Origin of the sequence: Janthinobacterium sp. UMAB-56, assembly GCF_900095265.1 — a bacterium.
GTDB lineage: Bacteria > Pseudomonadota > Gammaproteobacteria > Burkholderiales > Burkholderiaceae_D > Janthinobacterium.
The window spans coordinates 534,503-550,477 of sequence record NZ_LT607652.1 but is presented as its reverse complement, the minus strand read 5'-3'; the positions used below and the strand labels follow the sequence as shown (position 1 = coordinate 550,477).

The window sequence follows — 15,975 nt, the reverse complement described above, 5'->3', positions numbered from 1 at the left end:
ATCCTGATACTAGTAGGCCAAGGCGAGGCGGAAATGCAGGCGCTTGGCGCCCCGCTGTCCCGTGTCGCCGCCATTGACGACATGGGCGTAATCGAGTTGCAGATTGGCGTAGCGGCTCAGCAGCAAACGCAGGCCGAGGCCGCCGCTGCTGATGCCTTGCGACGCGCTCTCGCCGGGCAGCCCGTGGTTGCGGCGCAGCCAGGCCGTGTCATAGAAAGCCAGCGCGCGACATTGGTAGCCGAGCGCCTGGCCGCACCCGTTCGGCGTGTACAGTTCCAGGTTCAGGTTGACGCCGCTATCATTGGCCACCTCGCGCTCGGCAAAGCCGCGCACGGACGCTGCGCCACCGGCGCCGAATTGCTCGCCCGGCACCAGCGCATCCGGTGTGGCTTGCGCATTGAGCAGCGCGCGCCATTGCCAGTCCCCGGCCAGCACGCGCCCCGTGCTGGCGCTCAGACGCAACACGTTGTAGGCCGCCTTGGCGTGCGCGCGCACGCGGTCGAAATCGACTTGCGCGCCGTGCTTGCCACCGGCTATGTTATGCGCAAAGGTGAGCGCCACGCTGGTCTCGCCGGTGGGCACAGTCCAGTTGCCGAGGTAGCTGACGCTGAGCGGATGCACGCTGACGTCGGCGCCCAGTTCCATGCCGAACAATTGCACGCTGTTGCGGTAAGCCTTGTAGTCGATGCCATACACGAGCTTGGGTTCGAAAGCGCCGCGGCGGCCAAAGTTCTGGTTGTAGCGGATGCCGGCCATGCTGCCCTGTCCACTCACGGCCAGGGCAAAAATGCCGGCCGAGACGCTGCCCGAATCGACGTTCGAATAGCTGGCGAAAAAATCCATCGAGTCGCCCAGCGCATACAGCGGCAAGTGGTAGCCGGCGCCATACACGCCCACCTTGTCCGGCTTTTCCAGGCTGCTCGTGTATTGCAGGCTGGCCACGTGGTCGCTGCCGAACAGGTTGGCATGCTGCAACACCACGCCCACATGCGTCTTGCCCGTTTGCGCATTGCCCGTATTGTCCACGTTGAGCATGGCTTTCCAGGGCTGTTCATCGGCCACCGTGACGATGGCGTCGATGGCGCCCCCCGGTTCGTCCGCTTGCAGGCGTACTTCGATCTTGCGCGCCGGGTTCTCATTGGCCAGCTTCAGGCTTTGCGACAGGGCCGGCAAGTTCGGCGTCTCGCCTTCGCGCAGCGACGGCAGTGTGCGCCGCACGTTGGCATCGTCAAAGTAGGCATTGCCGCTGATGACGACCTTGCCCAGTGGCGTTTGCAGCACGCTCAGGCGCACCACGCCATGCGCCAGTTCCTGCTCGGGCAATTGCACCTGCACGGCGCCGTAACCGCGCGCCCGGTAAGCCCCTTCCAGCGCCTCGACGGCGCGGGCAATGTCCGAAAAATCGCGCTGCGCTCCCGTATAAGGCGCCAGCAAGGCTTGCACCTGCGCATCCGTGAGCAGGCTATTGCCCTGGACGTCGAAACGGCGGATCTCGAAGCGCGGCACGCCGTCTTCCTGTGTGGCAGGAGCAGCTTCATCCATGGAAACGGCGGCGCCGGCGGCGCCGACAGCGAACAGCAGCGCGGAACCCGCAAGCAGGTGCACCAAACGATAGGTCATGTGAAGGATTTCTTATGTAACCGGACAAGCACGCGGCCCGCAGGCGCCAGCGTATCCGGCAATGGATAGAAGACAAATTTTAGACGGCTTTTACTTTCCAGTCAGAAATATCTAACATTTCTCCCTGATTTACATCGCGGCGCAGCAAACAGAGTGCCTGGCATACTGAAAATGGGCGCTTGCATGCATTTTCCGGCAGCATGGCAGACTCATTTACTCTGCAATACGGTCACGCCATCCCAGTCGTCGGGCGGCGGCAAGCTGCGATAGCGTTCCAGGCGTGCCGCGTACAGGCGGTACAGCCCATCGTCGGAAAAGTCCGCCTGCAAGCGGGCCAGCTGCGCGCCAGCCGCCGCCCAGTCGCGCGCGCGCAGCCGGGCCAGCACCGCGTGCCAGCGCTCCAGCTGCTCCAGTTCGGCGGCAGGGGCACCGGCCAGCAGGCAGCGCGGCTCGAAGACCGCCACCGCTTCCTGCTTGCCCACTACCCTGATCAGATCGAGTTCGCGGTATACAAAGTCCGGCGCGGCGGCGCGCGTGGCCTCGCCCACCACGATGTCCACGCCATATAGCTTGCTGGCCCCTTCCAGGCGCGCTGCCAGGTTGACGCTGTCGCCCATCACGGTATAGGCGCGGCGAATGCGCGAGCCCATGTCGCCCACATGCATGGCGCCCGTATTGATGCCAATGCCGATGCGCAGCGCCGGCCAGCCGCGCGCGCAAAACTGCTGGTTCAGCCGCGCCGCGCTTTGCTGCATCAGCAAGGCGCTGGCTACGGCGCGCCTGGCGTGGTCGGCAAAGGCGACGGGCGCGCCCCAGAACGCCATGACGGCGTCGCCAATGTATTTGTCCAGGGTGCCGCCATGGCTATCGCGGATATCTTCCGACATGGCCGTCAGGTATTCGTTGATGTATTCGCGCAGCGCGGCCGGCGCCAGTTGCTCGGAAATCGCCGTGAAACCGCGCACGTCGGCAAACAGCACCGTCAGTTCGCGGTTTTCGCCCTCCATGGTGTAGCGCTGCGGATCATCGGCCATCTCGGCCACCAGCTCCGGCGCCACGTATTCGCCGAAGCGGGCCACCAGCGCGCGTCCCTTGCGCACCTCGAAAAAATAACCCCATGCCAGGTTGACGATGAACAGCGCTGCGATCAACAGCAGCAGCACGGCGCCACCCAGCACCAGGTCGTGCACGGTGTACAGGTACAGATTGATGGCGATACTGGCCGCCAGCACCACCAGGGTGGTCAGCATCGCGCCGGCCGGCGGCAGCACGGCCAGGGCGCCCGCCAGCAGCAGGCCGGACAGCACGATCTGCAGCAGTTCGAACGCCAGCGCATAGTCGGGGCGTGCCTTGAAGCGCCCGTCGAGCATGGACTTGATCAGGTTGGCATGTACCTCCACCCCCGGATACTCGGCGCTCACGGGCGTGGCGCGGATATCGTTCAATCCGGGAGCCGTGGTACCCACCAGCACGATGACGCCCTTCAGCAGTGCCGGCGGCACCGTGCCGGCCAGCACGTCGGACGCCGACACGTAGCGGAAGGCGCCGCCATCGGGGCCGCCCGTGCCGCGGTACTGCACCGTGGTGCTCAAGGCTTCGCCGACAGGTATCGCCATCGCGCCGCGCGGCGTGAACAGCATGAGGTGTTCGAGGCCGCCGTTGGCCAGTTCGCGCGCCGACAGGGTATCGGCTGTGCCCGTGAAACGGGGGGCGATGGCGCGCGCCTGCAGGTAGACGGCAACGGTGGCCAGCGACAGCGACGGATAATAGCCGTCGCCGATGCGCGCAAGCAGGGTCGCGGAACGCACGACGCCATCGGCATCGGTCAGCGCCGTAAAGATGCCGGCGCCTTGCGCCGCCGCCTGCAGGGGCGCGATATTGGCTTCATAGCCGCGCGCCACGTAGGCCGTAACGCTGCGCCCGTTCAAATCGGCGACGCTGAAGGCGGGCTTGGGCAGCACACCCTTTTTTTGCCGCTCCGAGATGCTGTAACCCAGCACCACGGGCTGGCCGCGCATGGCGTCGGCAAACAGGCCGTCGTAGTCCATGGCCGGGCGCAGTTTTTCCAGCTGTGCCGGCAAGCCGGCCACGCCCGCCAGTTCGCCGCGCGCCAGGCCTTGCAGCACGGCGTAGCCGGAACTGGTGTCGGCTTCGGGAAACGAGATATCGAAGCCCAGCGCGGCGACGCCGTAATGGCTGGTGAGCTGGCGCACCAGGCGCGCCTGGACATCGCGGCTCCAGGGAAAGCGGCCCACGCGGGCCAGGCTTTGCTCATCGATGTCGACGATGACGATGCGACGGTCCAGCTGCGGCGCATCAAAGCGCATGCGCCAGTCGCCCAGCATGGCATCAAACCGCGCGATCGTGTCGCTGCCGGCCAGGCACAGCACGGCGGCTGCCACGCTCAGGAGTACACCCAGCAAAAAGCGCGCACCATGCTTGCGCAAGGCCAGCGACAGCTTCACGGGGTATAGCCCGGAATGGCCGCCTCGTCGACGGCATCGATCTGGCTCGGATGCAAATGCTTTTCAGCAAAGGTCATATAGACTTTGCTGCGGATGAAAACATCGAACAGCTCGGGGTCGATATGCCCGTTCAAGCTGAAATTGCCGAGGATGCGCAAGGATTCGGACAGCGATTTGCCCTTCTTGTAGGGGCGGTCGCGCGCCGTCAGTGCCTCGAAAATGTCGGCGATGGCCATCAGCCGCGCCGGCACCGACATCTGCTCTTTCGTCAGCCCGCGCGGATAGCCCTTGCCATCCATGCGCTCGTGGTGTCCGCCCGCATATTCGGGCACCTTCTGCAGGTGCTTGGGCCACGGCAGCGCTTCGAGCATGCGGATCGAGACACTGATATGGTTGTTGACGATGGCCCGCTCGGCTACCGTCAGGGTGCCGGCGCGGATGGTCAGGTTTTCCGTCTCGTCGGCGTCGAGAAAATCGCGTAATTCGCCATCAGCGGCGCGCCAGCGGCGCCCGGCAATCTGCTGCACGCGCTGCTGGTCGGCCTGCGCCATGCTTTCGCCGCCGATATTCACCTTGCGGATGAAGTCGCGCTCCTCGCGCAGGGCGGCCTGCTCCAGTTCCAGCGCGCGGGCAATGGCCTGCTTTTGCTGCGGCTGCGCCGCCTGCTGGCGCAGGGCCGCGATCTCGGCGTCGCGCAGCAGCACTTCATAGCGCGTGTCGATCAGGGCGATGCGATCAAAAATGGTTTCCAGCTTGGTGGCCTTGTCGACCACATGCACGGGCGTGGTGATCTTGCCGCAGTCGTGCAGCAGGCCGGCCAGCCACAGCTGCTTGCGCTCGTTGTCGCTAAGCCGGAAATCGGCCAGCGGCCCACTGTCCGTCGCATGCGCGGCGTCGGCCAGCAGCATTGTCAGCTCGGGCACGAACTGGCAATGCCGGCCCGTGTAGGGCGACTTTTCATCGATGCCGATATTGATCAGGGTAACGAGCGATTCGAGCAGCTCTTCCAGTTGCGCTATGAGTAATTGATTCGTCAGCGCCACGCCCGCCTGCGCGGCCAGCGCCTCGATAAAACGCTGGTCGGTGGAGGAAAAGGCGCGTACCTGGCCCGTCTCGCCATCCTTGGCATTGACCAGCTGCAGCACGCCGATCAACTCGCCCTCGTGGTCGCTCATGGGCACTGTCAGGATCGATTGCGTATGGTAGCCGTGGTGGCGGTCAAACTCGCGCATGCCGGAAAAATTGAAGCCCTCGTCGCGGTAGACGTCGGCGATATTCACGCTGCGCCGCATGTTCGCCGCATACGCCGCCACCGACGCCAGGTTCGGCTGGCCCGCGCCATCGAACAGGCTTACGCCAGGCAAGCCCATGTCCGCCCCCTGCGCAATGCCCAGGCTGTCATTGACGCTGATGTCGAACGCCAGTTGGCGGCCCTCGGCCACGGGCCGGTACAGGGTAGCGCCATCGGCGCCGCTCATGCTTTTTGCCAGCAGCACGATGCGCTGCAACAAGGCGCCGATATCGTGCCCTTCGCCCCCCAGACCATGGCCGAGCGCGACACTGAGTTCGGTCAATTGCTCCAGTCTGTGGGCGATTTTCTCAGGGTGCAACTGAGGCATGTTGGTGGCAATCAGGTAAGGAAAAGGAAGTCGGCAAGCGCCAGTGTAACGGTCACCCTGCGCACTGTACATTACTTAGTTACAACAAAATGAAATAACTTGCCGTATCGCAACATCCATAAATGTTGCCGCCAACCTCATTAATTAGAATAGAATCAACAATAATTACACCGTAACAAGGTACTGAATGAAATTCACGTTCAGGGGCGTGCGCGGCTCCATCCCCTCTCCCGGCCCGCGCACGGCGCGCTATGGCGGCAACACCACGTGCATCGAAGTGCGCACTGACGACGATAGCCTGATCATTCTCGATGCGGGCAGCGGCATCTTCTCGCTGGCGCAGCAATTGCCACCGGGAGAGCCTGTCGACGCGCACGTCTTCATCACGCACAGCCACTGGGACCACATCCACGGCCTGCCCATGTTTTCGCCTCTGTTCGTGGCCGGCAACCGCATGCGCCTGCACGGCGCCCACGATGCGGCCGCCGGACGCGGTATCGAGCACGTGATGGCGGTGCAGCTGCAAAACAGCTATTTCCCGGTCAGCGAAGCGGCCATGGCGGCCTGCATCGAGTACCGCACGCTGGCGCCCGGCGAAGCCGTCGAGGCGGGTGGCGCACACGTGCGCGGTGTAGAAATGAACCACCCTGTCGTCAACCTCGGCTACCGCATCGACTGCGGCGGCGCCGCACTGTTTTTCAGTGGCGACCATGAACCGTTCTACAACCTGCATCCGCCCGGCCATGCCGAGCATGCGGCTTGCGCGGCGCGCAATGCGCAGCGCCAGGCCACCATCGACGCATTGATCGCCGGCGTCGATGCGCTGATCATGGATTGCTCGTACACGCGCGAGGAATACCCGGGCAAGCAAGGCTGGGGCCACGGCACCTTCGACGCCGCCTTCGACCTGGCACTGCGCTGCGGCGCGCGGCGCCTGTACTGCACCCACCACGAACCGACCCGCAGCGACGCGCAGCTCGAAGCCGTGTTTGCCGACGTGATGGGCCGCTATGCGAGCCGCCTGGACGGCTTGCAGGTGTTCCTCGCCTACGAGGGACTCACGGTGGAACTGGCCGGCGCATAAAAAAAGGGAGCCGCAAGGCTCCCTTTTTACTGGCGTTGACTATCCATCACATTATATGGTGGCCTATCCACCAGGCGATTGCCGCCACGAAAGCGGATGCCGGAATCGTGAAGATCCAGGCCCAGACGATATTGCCCGCGACACCCCAGCGCACGGCCGACATTTTTTGTGCCGAGCCGACGCCGACGATGGCGCCAGTGATGGTATGCGTGGTCGACACAGGGATACCCAGCGCCGTCGAGACGAACAGGGTGATCGCGCCGCCCGTTTCGGCGCAGAAGCCGCCGACCGGTTTGAGCTTGGTGATCTTCTGCCCCATGGTCTTGACGATGCGCCAGCCGCCGAACAAGGTGCCGAAGCTGATGGCTGTGTAGCACGAGATGATGACCCACAGCGGCGGCATCTCGTCGGCCGCGCTCGAATAGCCGGCGGCGATGAGCAGCATCCAGATGATGCCGATGGTCTTTTGCGCATCATTGCCGCCATGGCCCAGACTGTAGGCGGCAGCCGATGCCAGTTGCAAACGGCGGAACCACTTGTCGACCTTGCGCGGCGTGGAACGCACAAAAATCCACGACACGAGCAGCATCATGATCGAGCCGAACACAAAGCCCAGCACGGGTGCGATCACGATGAAGGCCACGGTTTTCCACAGGCCGGCCGCGACCAGCGCACCCGTGCCCGACTTGGCCACGGCGGCGCCCACCAGGCCGCCGATCAGCGCGTGCGAGGAGGACGAAGGAATACCGTAATACCAGGTAAATAAATTCCAGAAGATGGCGCCCATCAGTGCGCCGAAGACCACGTACTGGTCGATCACTGTCGGGTCTATGGTGCCCTTGCCCACCGTGGCGGCCACGGTCAGTTGGTGGAACACGAAGATGGCGACGAAGTTGAACGTGGCGGCCATGGCAACCGCAGTCTGCGGTTTCAATACCCCCGTCGAGACCACTGTGGCGATCGCGTTGGCGGCATCATGGAAGCCGTTCATGAAGTCAAACAGCAGCGCGAGGACGATCAACAGGCCTAGCACGTAGATGCTGATTTGTATGGTCATTGTAGTTTCTTTTCTGATTCTGGTTCAGGACAGGCCCAACGCTTACGCGTTTTCGACGATGATGCCTTCGATAATATTGGACACATCTTCGCAACGGTCGGTCACGGTTTCCAGAATTTCGTAGATCGCTTTCAGCTTGATCAGGTTGCGCACATCCGGTTCGTCGCGGAACAGTTTGGACATGGCGGCGCGCATCACGTGGTCGGCATCCGATTCCAGGCGGTCGATTTCTTCGCAGATGGCGACGATCTTGCGCGAATTATCCATGTTGTGCAGCATGGCGACGGCGTCGCGCACTTTTTCGGTACAGGCCAGCACCAGTTCGGCCAGGCGCTTGGCTTCCGGCGTGACGGCTTTCAGGTCATACAGCGAGACGGTTTGCGCCGCATCTTCCAGCAGGTCGAGGATGTCGTCCTGGCGCGTGATCAGCTGATGGATGTCGTCACGGTCGATCGGCGTGATGAAGGTCTTGTGCAGCATTTCCACGGTGGCGTAAGTGACTTTGTCCGCCTGCTTCTCGATGCTTTCGATCGCATGCACGCGGTTTTCCAGGTCGTCGAAATTGGTCATCAGGCCGAGCATCTCTTTAGCGCCCTTGACGCACAGTTCCGCGTGCTGGTTAAACAATTCAAAAAACTTGCCCTCAGTGGGCATCAAGCGTCCAAACATGTCATTCTCCGTTAAGCATTGAGTCGTGTTATTTACTACAGAAAGCCGCCCCGTATGAGGGGGCGGCCATTGGAATATCAGTGCTGATGAGTCTTAGTCGCCCTGGTAAAGCGCCAGGCCACCACTGTAATTGCCAAATTTGGTGTACTGCCCCATGAAGGTGAGGCGGATGCTGCCGATTGGACCGTTACGTTGTTTGCCGATGATGATTTCCGCCGTGCCCTTGTCGGGCGAGTCGGGGTTATACACTTCGTCACGGTAAATGAACAGGATCACGTCGGCATCCTGCTCGATAGCGCCCGATTCGCGCAAGTCCGACATGACTGGACGCTTGTTCGGACGTTGTTCCAGCGAGCGGTTCAGCTGGGACAGGGCGATCACGGGACAACCGAGTTCTTTCGCCAGGCCTTTCAAGCCCCGTGAAATCTCGGAAATCTCGGTAGCGCGGTTGTCACCCGGCGTATTGGCCGACATCAGCTGCAAGTAATCGACGATGATCAGGCCCAGCTTGCCGCACTGACGCGACAAACGGCGCGAGCGGGCGCGCAATTCGATGGAATTCAGGGCCGGCGTTTCATCGATGTACAACTGCGCGTCGTTCATCTTTTGAATCGCATTCGTCAGACGCGGCCAGTCTTCGTCGTTCAGGCGGCCTGTGCGCAGGCGATGCTGGTCGAGCTGCCCGACGGAGCCGAGCATACGCATGGCCAGCTGGGCGCCGCCCATCTCCATCGAGAACACGGCCACGGGCAAGCCGCTGTCGATGGCCACGTTTTCACCGATGTTGACGGAAAACGCCGTCTTGCCCATCGAAGGACGTCCCGCCACGATCACCAGGTCGCCCGGCTGCAGACCGGAGGTCATGCGGTCGAGATCGATGAAACCGGTGGGCACGCCCGTGATTTCACTCTGGTTGTCGCGGCTGTACAGTTCGTCGATGCGCTCGACTACTTGCGTCAGCAGGGGCTGGATGGCGGTCCAGCCCTGGGCGCCGCGTGCGCCTTCTTCCGCGATGGCGAAAATCTTCGACTCGGCCTCGTCAAGCATCTGCTTGACTTCCTTGCCCTGCGGGCTGAAGGCCGTGCCAGAGATATCGTCGGCGACGGTGATGAGTTTACGCAGCACGCCGCGGTCGCGCACGATCTCGGCGTAGCGCCGGATGTTCGCGGCCGATGGCGTGTTCTGCGCCATGGCGTTCAGGTAAGCGAGTCCGCCCACATCATCGGCCTTGCCGAGCTGGGTCAGGGTTTCAAAAACAGTAATGACATCGGCTGGCTTGGAAGCGTTAACCATCTTGACGATTTGCTCGAAGATGATGCGATGGTCATAGCGATAGAAATCCTCCGCATGCATGAAGTCGGCGATGCGGTCATACGCTGCATTGTCGCGCAGCAGACCACCGATGACGGATTGTTCTGCTTCGATCGAATGCGGCGGAATACGGAGGGAATCCAGTTGCGGATCAGAGGGGGCGTTCATGGCGCGAATTATACCCGCTTCGGCGTGCTGGCAAAAATAAAGGGCTGAAATTGAGCGAAAAAAAGGCCACAAAAAAGCCGGGCGAACCCGGCTTTTCATCGTGCTTGACAGCACGGTAGCGCTTGCGGGCCAGGCCCGCAGACGATTACGCGTTCGCGTCTGGAACGACAGCGATAACGACTTCCACGACCACGTCGGTGTGCAGAGCAACCGAAACGTTGTGCTCGCCAACGATCTTCAGCGGGCCGGTAGGCATGCGGATTTGTGCTTTTTCAACAGCAAAACCTTGCTTGGTCAGCGCTTCAGCGATGTCGAAGTTGGTGACGGAACCGAACAGACGGCCATCAACACCAGCTTTTTGAGCAACTTGAACGGTCAGACCGCTCAGTTTTTCGCCCTGGGCTTGCGATGCGGCCAGTTTGGCGGCAGCAGCTTTTTCCAGTTCGGCGCGCTTGACTTCGAATTCAGCCACAGCGGTTGCCGTAGCACGACGTGCCAGGCGTTGCGGGATCAGGAAGTTACGTGCGTAACCGTCTTTGACTTTGACGACTTCGCCGAGGTTACCGACGTTAACAACTTTTTCTAACAGAATGATTTGCATAGTTCTTCTCCAGGAATATCTGACCGATTAAGCGTGGTGCAGATCGGTGTATGGCAGCAGCGCGAGGAAGCGAGCGCGCTTGATTGCGGTGTCGACTTGGCGCTGGTAGTGCGCTTTGGTACCGGTCAGGCGTGCTGGCATGATCTTGCCGTTTTCTTGGACGAAGTCTTTCAGCGTGTCGACGTCTTTGTAGTCGACTTGCTCAACGTGAGCTGCGGTGAAGCGGCAGAACTTCTTGCGTTTGAACAACGGATTTTGCTGTTTGCGTTTTTCTTTAAGCTTGAGCTTATTTTTGTCGAACTTTTTACCGAATGCCATGTCAGGCTCCTGTATCTAAAATGCGCTAGTCAAAGTGACTGCACTAAAATCAATGATGTGAAACACCAAACTCTTGCTGTTGCGGCTCTTTCTTGCCAGGAAACCCGTGAACTGATAGACCCCGCCCAAGCTTGCCTGACTGAACCGGCCTGAGATTTCGCCAGCGGCTAGCGCGGCAACATCAAACTCGGTCAAACGGGCAATCCCTGCTTCCATCTGCTGCGAACTGTGTTGCAATACTGCATTCACAATCGGCAGCCCTGCCGGGGTATAACGCAATATTTCGCGTTCGGCAATGATGGCGGTGACTTGTAACTGGTTCAGCGCACGATCCTGGTCAAGAATTAAGCTGCTGCGGCTGGAGCGGCTGCTGGTGCTTCGGTGCGGTGGCTTTTGGCCGCGTCTTCACGTTGTACCGATTTCATCATCGGCGAAGGAGCTGTTTCAGCTTTCTTCATTTTAACGGTCAGGTGACGCAACACGGCATCATTGAATTTGAATGCTGTTTCCAACTCGACCAGGGTCTCGTTGTCGCATTCGATGTTCAGGCAGATGTAGTGTGCTTTAGGCAGCTTTTGGATCGAGTAAGCCATTTGACGGCGGCCCCAATCTTCCACGCGGTGAACCGAACCGCCGCGGGTGGTTACGCTGGCTTTGTAGCGTTCGATCATCGCGGGCACTTGCTCGCTTTGGTCCGGATGGACGATAAAGACTATTTCATAATGACGCATGCAAACTCCTTCAGGTCGGATTGATAATCGCCCACCCCGGCGTCAAGACGGGTGTGGGAAGGTCAGCCGAAGATTATAACCGCCTTTTGCAAAGGTTTCAATCATTCCTTCCACCAGCAGCCGAAAAGCCCGTGCGCCACCGGGCTTTCCGGCCATGGACGACTATTTCTCGGGAAATTCGCCTAAAACATGGAAATCCCCTTGCATAGTGGGCGATACTGTACAAAAATACAGACTGTTCATATAGACAGCATTTTAGTATGCACCCACCGCTCATGATCAAGCTGACAGCACGACAAGAACAAATTCTGAACCTGATCAAGGACGCGATTGAAAACACGGGCTTTCCTCCCACCCGTGCCGAAATCGCCAATGAACTGGGTTTCAAATCGGCCAATGCGGCCGAAGAGCACTTGCAGGCCCTGGCGCGCAAGGGCGCGATCGAGATTTCACCTGGCACCTCGCGCGGCATCCGCCTGATCGGTGCGGCGGCGAGTGCGGCAGCCGAAGCCCTCGCATCGAAGGTACCGGCAGCGCTGCTGATGTCACTGCCCCTGATCGGCAGAGTGGCGGCCGGCTCGCCCATTCTGGCGCAGGAAAACCTGGAAGCGAGCTACAACGTCGACCCGGCCCTGTTTTCGGCCAAGCCGGACTTCCTGCTGAAGGTGCGCGGCTGGTCCATGCGCGACGCCGGCATCATGGATGGCGATTTATTGGCAGTCAAGAAAGTCGACAGCGCCAAGAATGGCCAGATCGTCGTGGCCCGCATCGGCGACGAAGTCACCGTCAAGCGCTACAAGAAAACGGGCTCCGTCATCGAACTGCTGCCGGAAAACCCCGACTTCAAGGTCATTACCGTGTCGCCGGAAGATGAGTTCGCACTGGAAGGCCTGGCAGTCGGACTGATGCGCAGCTGGCATTAAACCACTGTCCGTAAAAAAGGGCCGCAACAGCATGACTGTTGCGGCCCTTTTCATTTATCCGGCTACCTACGCATCGAGTGCCTGGCGGAAATCATCAAGCAGATCAAGCTCATCCTCGATGCCGACCGACACGCGAATCAGGGACTCGGCGATGCCCATGCTGGCGCGGCGTTCGGCACCCATCTCGTAAAAGATTGTGTGGGCGACGGGAATGACCAGGGTGCGCGTGTCGCCGAGGTTGCTCGCCGGAATGGCAAGGTCGAGACGATTCAGGAAATCGAAGCAGTCGATGCCGTCCTTCAACTCAAAGCTGAACAGCGAGCCATAGCTGCGGAACAGCTCCGTCGCCAGCGCGTGCTGCGGGTGCGACGCCAGGCCCGGATAATGCACGGCAGCGACGCGCGGGTCGGCGGCAAGCATGGTGGCCAGCGCCAGGGCATTCGAGCAGGTGCGGTCCATGCGCAAGGCCATGGTTTCCGCGCCGACGGCGATATGGTGCGCCGCTTCCGGGCCCAGCGAGGCGCCAAAGTCGCGCAAGGCCTTGGCGCGGATTTGCGCGATGCCCCACTGCGCCGGCGCCGCCTTTTTATAATTATCGAAAATGTTCGGGTACTGCGTCCAGTCGAACACGCCCGTATCCGTCAGGCTGCCGCCCAGGGCATTGCCGTGGCCGCCAATGGATTTCGTCAGTGCATTGACCACCAGGCCCGCGCCCACGGCTTTCGGGCGGAACAGGTAGGGCGTCGTCATCGTGTTGTCGACGATGTACAGGATGCCCTTCTCGCGGCACAAGTCACCAATTTTTTTCAGGTCGGCGATCTGCGTGCGCGGATTGGCGATGGTTTCCACGAAGACGATGCGCGTGGCCGGCGTGATGGCGGCCGCCACGTTGGCGACAAGCGTGGCGTCGACAAACGACACGGCGATGCCCTGCCCCGTCACCGTTTGCCACAGGCTGTTGGTGTTGCCAAACAAAAAGGCCGACGAAACCACATGATCGCCCGCGCGCAGCAAGGATTGCACGACGGCGCCGATGGCGCCCATGCCGGTGGCGAAACACAGGGTTGCCACGCCGTCTTCCATCTTGTTGACCTTGTCTTCCAGCGCGGACACGGTCGGATTGCCCTGGCGGCCATAGCGGAAACCCGCTTCCTTGCCCTGGAATACGGAAGCGAGCTGGCGCGCGTCAGCATAGCCAAAGGCAACGGAGGTGTGCACGGGCTTGTGCAGCGAGCCATGCTCGATGCCCTTGCGGCGGTCGTTATGCAGGATGGTGGTGGTAAAGCCGTAGTTTTTTTTATCGTTCATGATCGCGGAGAAAAAAAAGCCCGGCGCAGGCCGGGCAGGTTACTTATGCTTCCGTTGTCGCCAGGTTCAGGTTCAGCTGGGAACGCGGCGTATCTTCGGGCGCTGCCGCCTTCGGATGGTGGCGCGCATATTCCAGGCGGTCCAGGTATTCCTGCGACACGTCGCCCGTCACGTACACGCCATCGAAGCACGAGGCCTCGAAGTTCGTCAGGGCCGGGTTGACGTCGGCGATCGCCTGCTTCAGCGCGCCGATATCCTGGTACACCAGGTAGTCGGCCGTGATTTCGCGGCACACTTCTTCCGTCGTGCGGCCGTAGGCGATCAGCTCGTCGCGCGTCGGCATGTCGATGCCATACACGTTCGGGTAGATGACCGGCGGCGCGGCCGAGGCGAAGATGACTTTCGTCGCGCCCGCTTCGCGCGCCATCTGCACGATTTCACGGCTGGTGGTGCCGCGCACGATGGAATCGTCGACCAGCAAGACGACCTTGTCCTTGAATTCGGAGGGAATCGCGTTGAGCTTCTGGCGCACGGACTTCTTGCGCGCCGCCTGGCCCGGCATGATGAAGGTGCGGCCGATGTAGCGGTTCTTGATGAAGCCTTCGCGGTATTCGATGTTCAGCGCCATGGCCAGCTGGATGGCGGCAGGACGCGAGGAATCGGGAATCGGCATGACCACGTCGATATGTACGCCTGGCAACTCGGCGCGGATCTTCTCGGCCAGATACTCGCCCATTTTCAGGCGCGTGGCATACACGGAGGCGCCGTCGATGACGGAGTCGGGTCGGGCCAGGTAGACGAACTCGAACACGCACGGGTTCAGGCTGGCATTGTCGGCGCACTGGGCGCTGTGCAATTGCTTGTCTGCATCGATGAAGACGGCTTCGCCGGGACCGATGTCGCGCACGAAGCGGAAGCCCATGCCTTCCAGTGCCACGGATTCGGAGGCGATCAGGTATTCAGGCCCCTGCTCCGTTTCATTGATGCCCAGGCACAGCGGACGGATGCCGTGCGGGTCGCGGAAAGCCAGCAGACCCACGCCGGCGATTTGCGCCACGGCGGCATACCCGCCCTTGACGCGGCGGTTCAGCACGGTAACGGCCTTGAAGATGGCTTCCGGGTCGAGGTTCAGGCCCGTCGTCGCTTCCTGGATTTCATGCGCCAGCACGTTGAGCAGCACTTCCGAATCGGAATCGGTATTGATATGGCGGCGGTCGTTCTTGAACATTTCCTGTTTCAACTGTTCCCAGTTGGTCAGGTTGCCATTGTGCGCCAGGGTAATGCCGAACGGCGCATTCACATAGAACGGTTGTGCTTCCTCTTCGCTCGACGAACCGGCCGTAGGGTAACGGCAATGGCCGATGCCCGTCGTGCCTTGCAGCGAACGCATGTTGCGCGTACGGAAGACGTCACGCACGAGACCATTGGCCTTGTGCATGGAAAACATACTGCTGTGATTGGTCGCAATCCCTGCCGCGTCCTGACCGCGATGTTGCAGGAGCAACAATGCATCATAGAGCAATTGATTGACAGGTTGATGGGAAACGACGCCGACGATGCCACACATGGTGTGCTCCTAAACTGTGCTACTGATTTTAAAAAAATTCAAAATTTCACATGCTGCGCGTAAGCGGCAGGCAGATAAGGCTTGATGGCGCGCGCGCCTTGCTCCGCGAGCGGGCTGAGCAGCGCGTTTTTCCAGAACGGCTGCTGCGGTATGGAAGTCATGCCGCACAAGATGACGGCGGTCAGCACGATGACAAGGCCGCGCGCCACGCCGAACAGGCTGCCCAGCGTGCGATCGGCCAGGCTCAAGCCCGTCACCTTGACCAGGGCGTCGACCGTCATGGAGAGCAATCCCATCAAGATGCGCACGCCGATGAACACCACCACGAAGGCCAGCAACAAACGGACGGCTTCGCCCGGCACGACTTCCGGCAGGAATTTCGCCACGGTGGCGCCATAAGCGTTGGCAATGACGAAAGCCACGATCCAGCTGACCAGGGACAGTATTTCCTTGACCAGGCCGCGCATCATACTGATCAGCACGGAAGTCACCAGCACGAACAACACCAGGTAATCGAAGATTGTCACGCGCGTT

General features: G+C 61.0%; 15 protein-coding genes. 2 read left to right on the top strand and 13 right to left on the bottom strand.

The genetic code is table 11. The features are described 5' to 3' along the window. Window positions 1-9: 9 nt before the first annotated feature. From K0F85_RS05530 to K0F85_RS05520, 3 genes are all read right to left on the bottom strand, one after another. Window positions 10-1,620, bottom strand: coding sequence for a ShlB/FhaC/HecB family hemolysin secretion/activation protein (locus K0F85_RS05530; RefSeq protein WP_219114896.1), 1,611 nt, complete (start codon window positions 1,618-1,620; stop codon window positions 10-12). A 209-nt stretch (window positions 1,621-1,829) separates the two neighbouring features. Further along, a complete protein-coding gene (locus K0F85_RS05525) occupies window positions 1,830-4,085 on the bottom strand; it encodes a CHASE2 domain-containing protein (protein WP_257572543.1) in 2,256 nt (751 codons plus the stop codon). After that, window positions 4,082-5,704: an HD family phosphohydrolase gene (locus tag K0F85_RS05520; protein WP_219114895.1), complete on the bottom strand. Its 1,623-nt coding sequence runs from the start codon at window positions 5,702-5,704 to the stop codon at window positions 4,082-4,084. Before K0F85_RS05520 ends, K0F85_RS05525 begins: the two co-directional genes overlap by 4 nt. Window positions 5,705-5,891: 187 nt before the next feature. On the opposite strand from K0F85_RS05520, the gene K0F85_RS05515 reads away from it, so the two are divergent. Beyond that, on the top strand, window positions 5,892-6,788 hold the full coding sequence (locus tag K0F85_RS05515; protein WP_219114894.1) for an MBL fold metallo-hydrolase: 897 nt from the start codon (window positions 5,892-5,894) through the stop codon (window positions 6,786-6,788). A gap of 46 nt (window positions 6,789-6,834) precedes the next feature. Here the strand turns inward: K0F85_RS05515 and K0F85_RS05510 are convergent, their stop codons facing one another. The 7 genes from K0F85_RS05510 to rpsF all read right to left on the bottom strand — a co-directional run bounded on the left by K0F85_RS05510 (window position 6,835) and on the right by rpsF (window position 11,643). Further along, complete coding sequence (locus tag K0F85_RS05510) at window positions 6,835-7,845, bottom strand: inorganic phosphate transporter (protein ID WP_219114893.1); 1,011 nt, start codon at window positions 7,843-7,845, stop codon at window positions 6,835-6,837. A gap of 42 nt (window positions 7,846-7,887) precedes the next feature. Beyond that, window positions 7,888-8,514, bottom strand: coding sequence for a DUF47 domain-containing protein (locus K0F85_RS05505; protein WP_010400015.1), 627 nt, complete (start codon window positions 8,512-8,514; stop codon window positions 7,888-7,890). Between the two features lie 93 nt (window positions 8,515-8,607). After that, complete coding sequence (locus K0F85_RS05500; RefSeq protein ID WP_034750488.1) at window positions 8,608-9,993, bottom strand: replicative DNA helicase; 1,386 nt, start codon at window positions 9,991-9,993, stop codon at window positions 8,608-8,610. A 145-nt stretch (window positions 9,994-10,138) separates the two neighbouring features. Next, entirely contained in the window at window positions 10,139-10,594 is a 456-nt protein-coding gene (gene rplI, locus K0F85_RS05495) for a 50S ribosomal protein L9 (RefSeq protein ID WP_034783456.1), read from the bottom strand. Between the two features lie 27 nt (window positions 10,595-10,621). After that, the gene (gene rpsR / locus K0F85_RS05490) at window positions 10,622-10,912 is read right to left on the bottom strand and encodes a 30S ribosomal protein S18 (protein WP_010400024.1); all 291 of its coding nucleotides are present in this window, start codon (window positions 10,910-10,912) and stop codon (window positions 10,622-10,624) included. Window positions 10,913-10,927: 15 nt separating this feature from the next. After that, window positions 10,928-11,236, bottom strand: coding sequence for a primosomal replication protein N (priB, locus tag K0F85_RS05485; protein WP_102121956.1), 309 nt, complete (start codon window positions 11,234-11,236; stop codon window positions 10,928-10,930). A 20-nt stretch (window positions 11,237-11,256) separates the two neighbouring features. Further along, on the bottom strand, window positions 11,257-11,643 hold the full coding sequence (gene rpsF, locus K0F85_RS05480) for a 30S ribosomal protein S6 (RefSeq protein WP_010400028.1): 387 nt from the start codon (window positions 11,641-11,643) through the stop codon (window positions 11,257-11,259). A 275-nt stretch (window positions 11,644-11,918) separates the two neighbouring features. On the opposite strand from rpsF, the gene lexA reads away from it, so the two are divergent. Then, the gene (lexA, locus tag K0F85_RS05475) at window positions 11,919-12,566 is read left to right on the top strand and encodes a transcriptional repressor LexA (RefSeq protein WP_219115017.1); all 648 of its coding nucleotides are present in this window, start codon (window positions 11,919-11,921) and stop codon (window positions 12,564-12,566) included. Between the two features lie 66 nt (window positions 12,567-12,632). Here the strand turns inward: lexA and K0F85_RS05470 are convergent, their stop codons facing one another. Genes K0F85_RS05470 through K0F85_RS05460 form a run of 3 tightly spaced genes read right to left on the bottom strand, consistent with a single transcriptional unit; the run spans window position 12,633 to window position 15,968 of the window. Beyond that, entirely contained in the window at window positions 12,633-13,874 is a 1,242-nt protein-coding gene (locus tag K0F85_RS05470; RefSeq protein WP_219114892.1) for a cystathionine gamma-synthase family protein, read from the bottom strand. 43 nt (window positions 13,875-13,917) lie between these two features. Beyond that, window positions 13,918-15,441 (bottom strand): amidophosphoribosyltransferase, encoded by a 1,524-nt coding sequence (gene purF / locus K0F85_RS05465; protein WP_152250138.1) that lies wholly within the window; start codon window positions 15,439-15,441, stop codon window positions 13,918-13,920. 38 nt (window positions 15,442-15,479) lie between these two features. Further along, window positions 15,480-15,968 carry a CvpA family protein gene (locus tag K0F85_RS05460; RefSeq protein ID WP_219114891.1) on the bottom strand — a complete coding sequence of 163 codons (489 nt, stop codon included), beginning with the start codon at window positions 15,966-15,968 and terminating at the stop codon, window positions 15,480-15,482. Between the last annotated feature and the right edge of the window lie 7 nt (window positions 15,969-15,975).

Coding starts and splice junctions, on each gene's coding strand:
- K0F85_RS05530 (WP_219114896.1), bottom strand. CDS start 1,620: ATGACCTATCGTTTGGTGCACCTGCTTGCGGGTTCCGCGCTGCTGTTC.
- K0F85_RS05520 (WP_219114895.1), bottom strand. CDS start 5,704: ATGCCTCAGTTGCACCCTGAGAAAATCGCCCACAGACTGGAGCAATTG.
- K0F85_RS05515 (WP_219114894.1), top strand. CDS start 5,892: ATGAAATTCACGTTCAGGGGCGTGCGCGGCTCCATCCCCTCTCCCGGC.
- K0F85_RS05510 (WP_219114893.1), bottom strand. CDS start 7,845: ATGACCATACAAATCAGCATCTACGTGCTAGGCCTGTTGATCGTCCTC.
- K0F85_RS05505 (WP_010400015.1), bottom strand. CDS start 8,514: ATGTTTGGACGCTTGATGCCCACTGAGGGCAAGTTTTTTGAATTGTTT.
- K0F85_RS05500 (WP_034750488.1), bottom strand. CDS start 9,993: ATGAACGCCCCCTCTGATCCGCAACTGGATTCCCTCCGTATTCCGCCG.
- rplI (WP_034783456.1), bottom strand. CDS start 10,594: ATGCAAATCATTCTGTTAGAAAAAGTTGTTAACGTCGGTAACCTCGGC.
- rpsR (WP_010400024.1), bottom strand. CDS start 10,912: ATGGCATTCGGTAAAAAGTTCGACAAAAATAAGCTCAAGCTTAAAGAA.
- rpsF (WP_010400028.1), bottom strand. CDS start 11,643: ATGCGTCATTATGAAATAGTCTTTATCGTCCATCCGGACCAAAGCGAG.
- lexA (WP_219115017.1), top strand. CDS start 11,919: ATGATCAAGCTGACAGCACGACAAGAACAAATTCTGAACCTGATCAAG.
- K0F85_RS05470 (WP_219114892.1), bottom strand. CDS start 13,874: ATGAACGATAAAAAAAACTACGGCTTTACCACCACCATCCTGCATAAC.
- purF (WP_152250138.1), bottom strand. CDS start 15,441: ATGTGTGGCATCGTCGGCGTCGTTTCCCATCAACCTGTCAATCAATTG.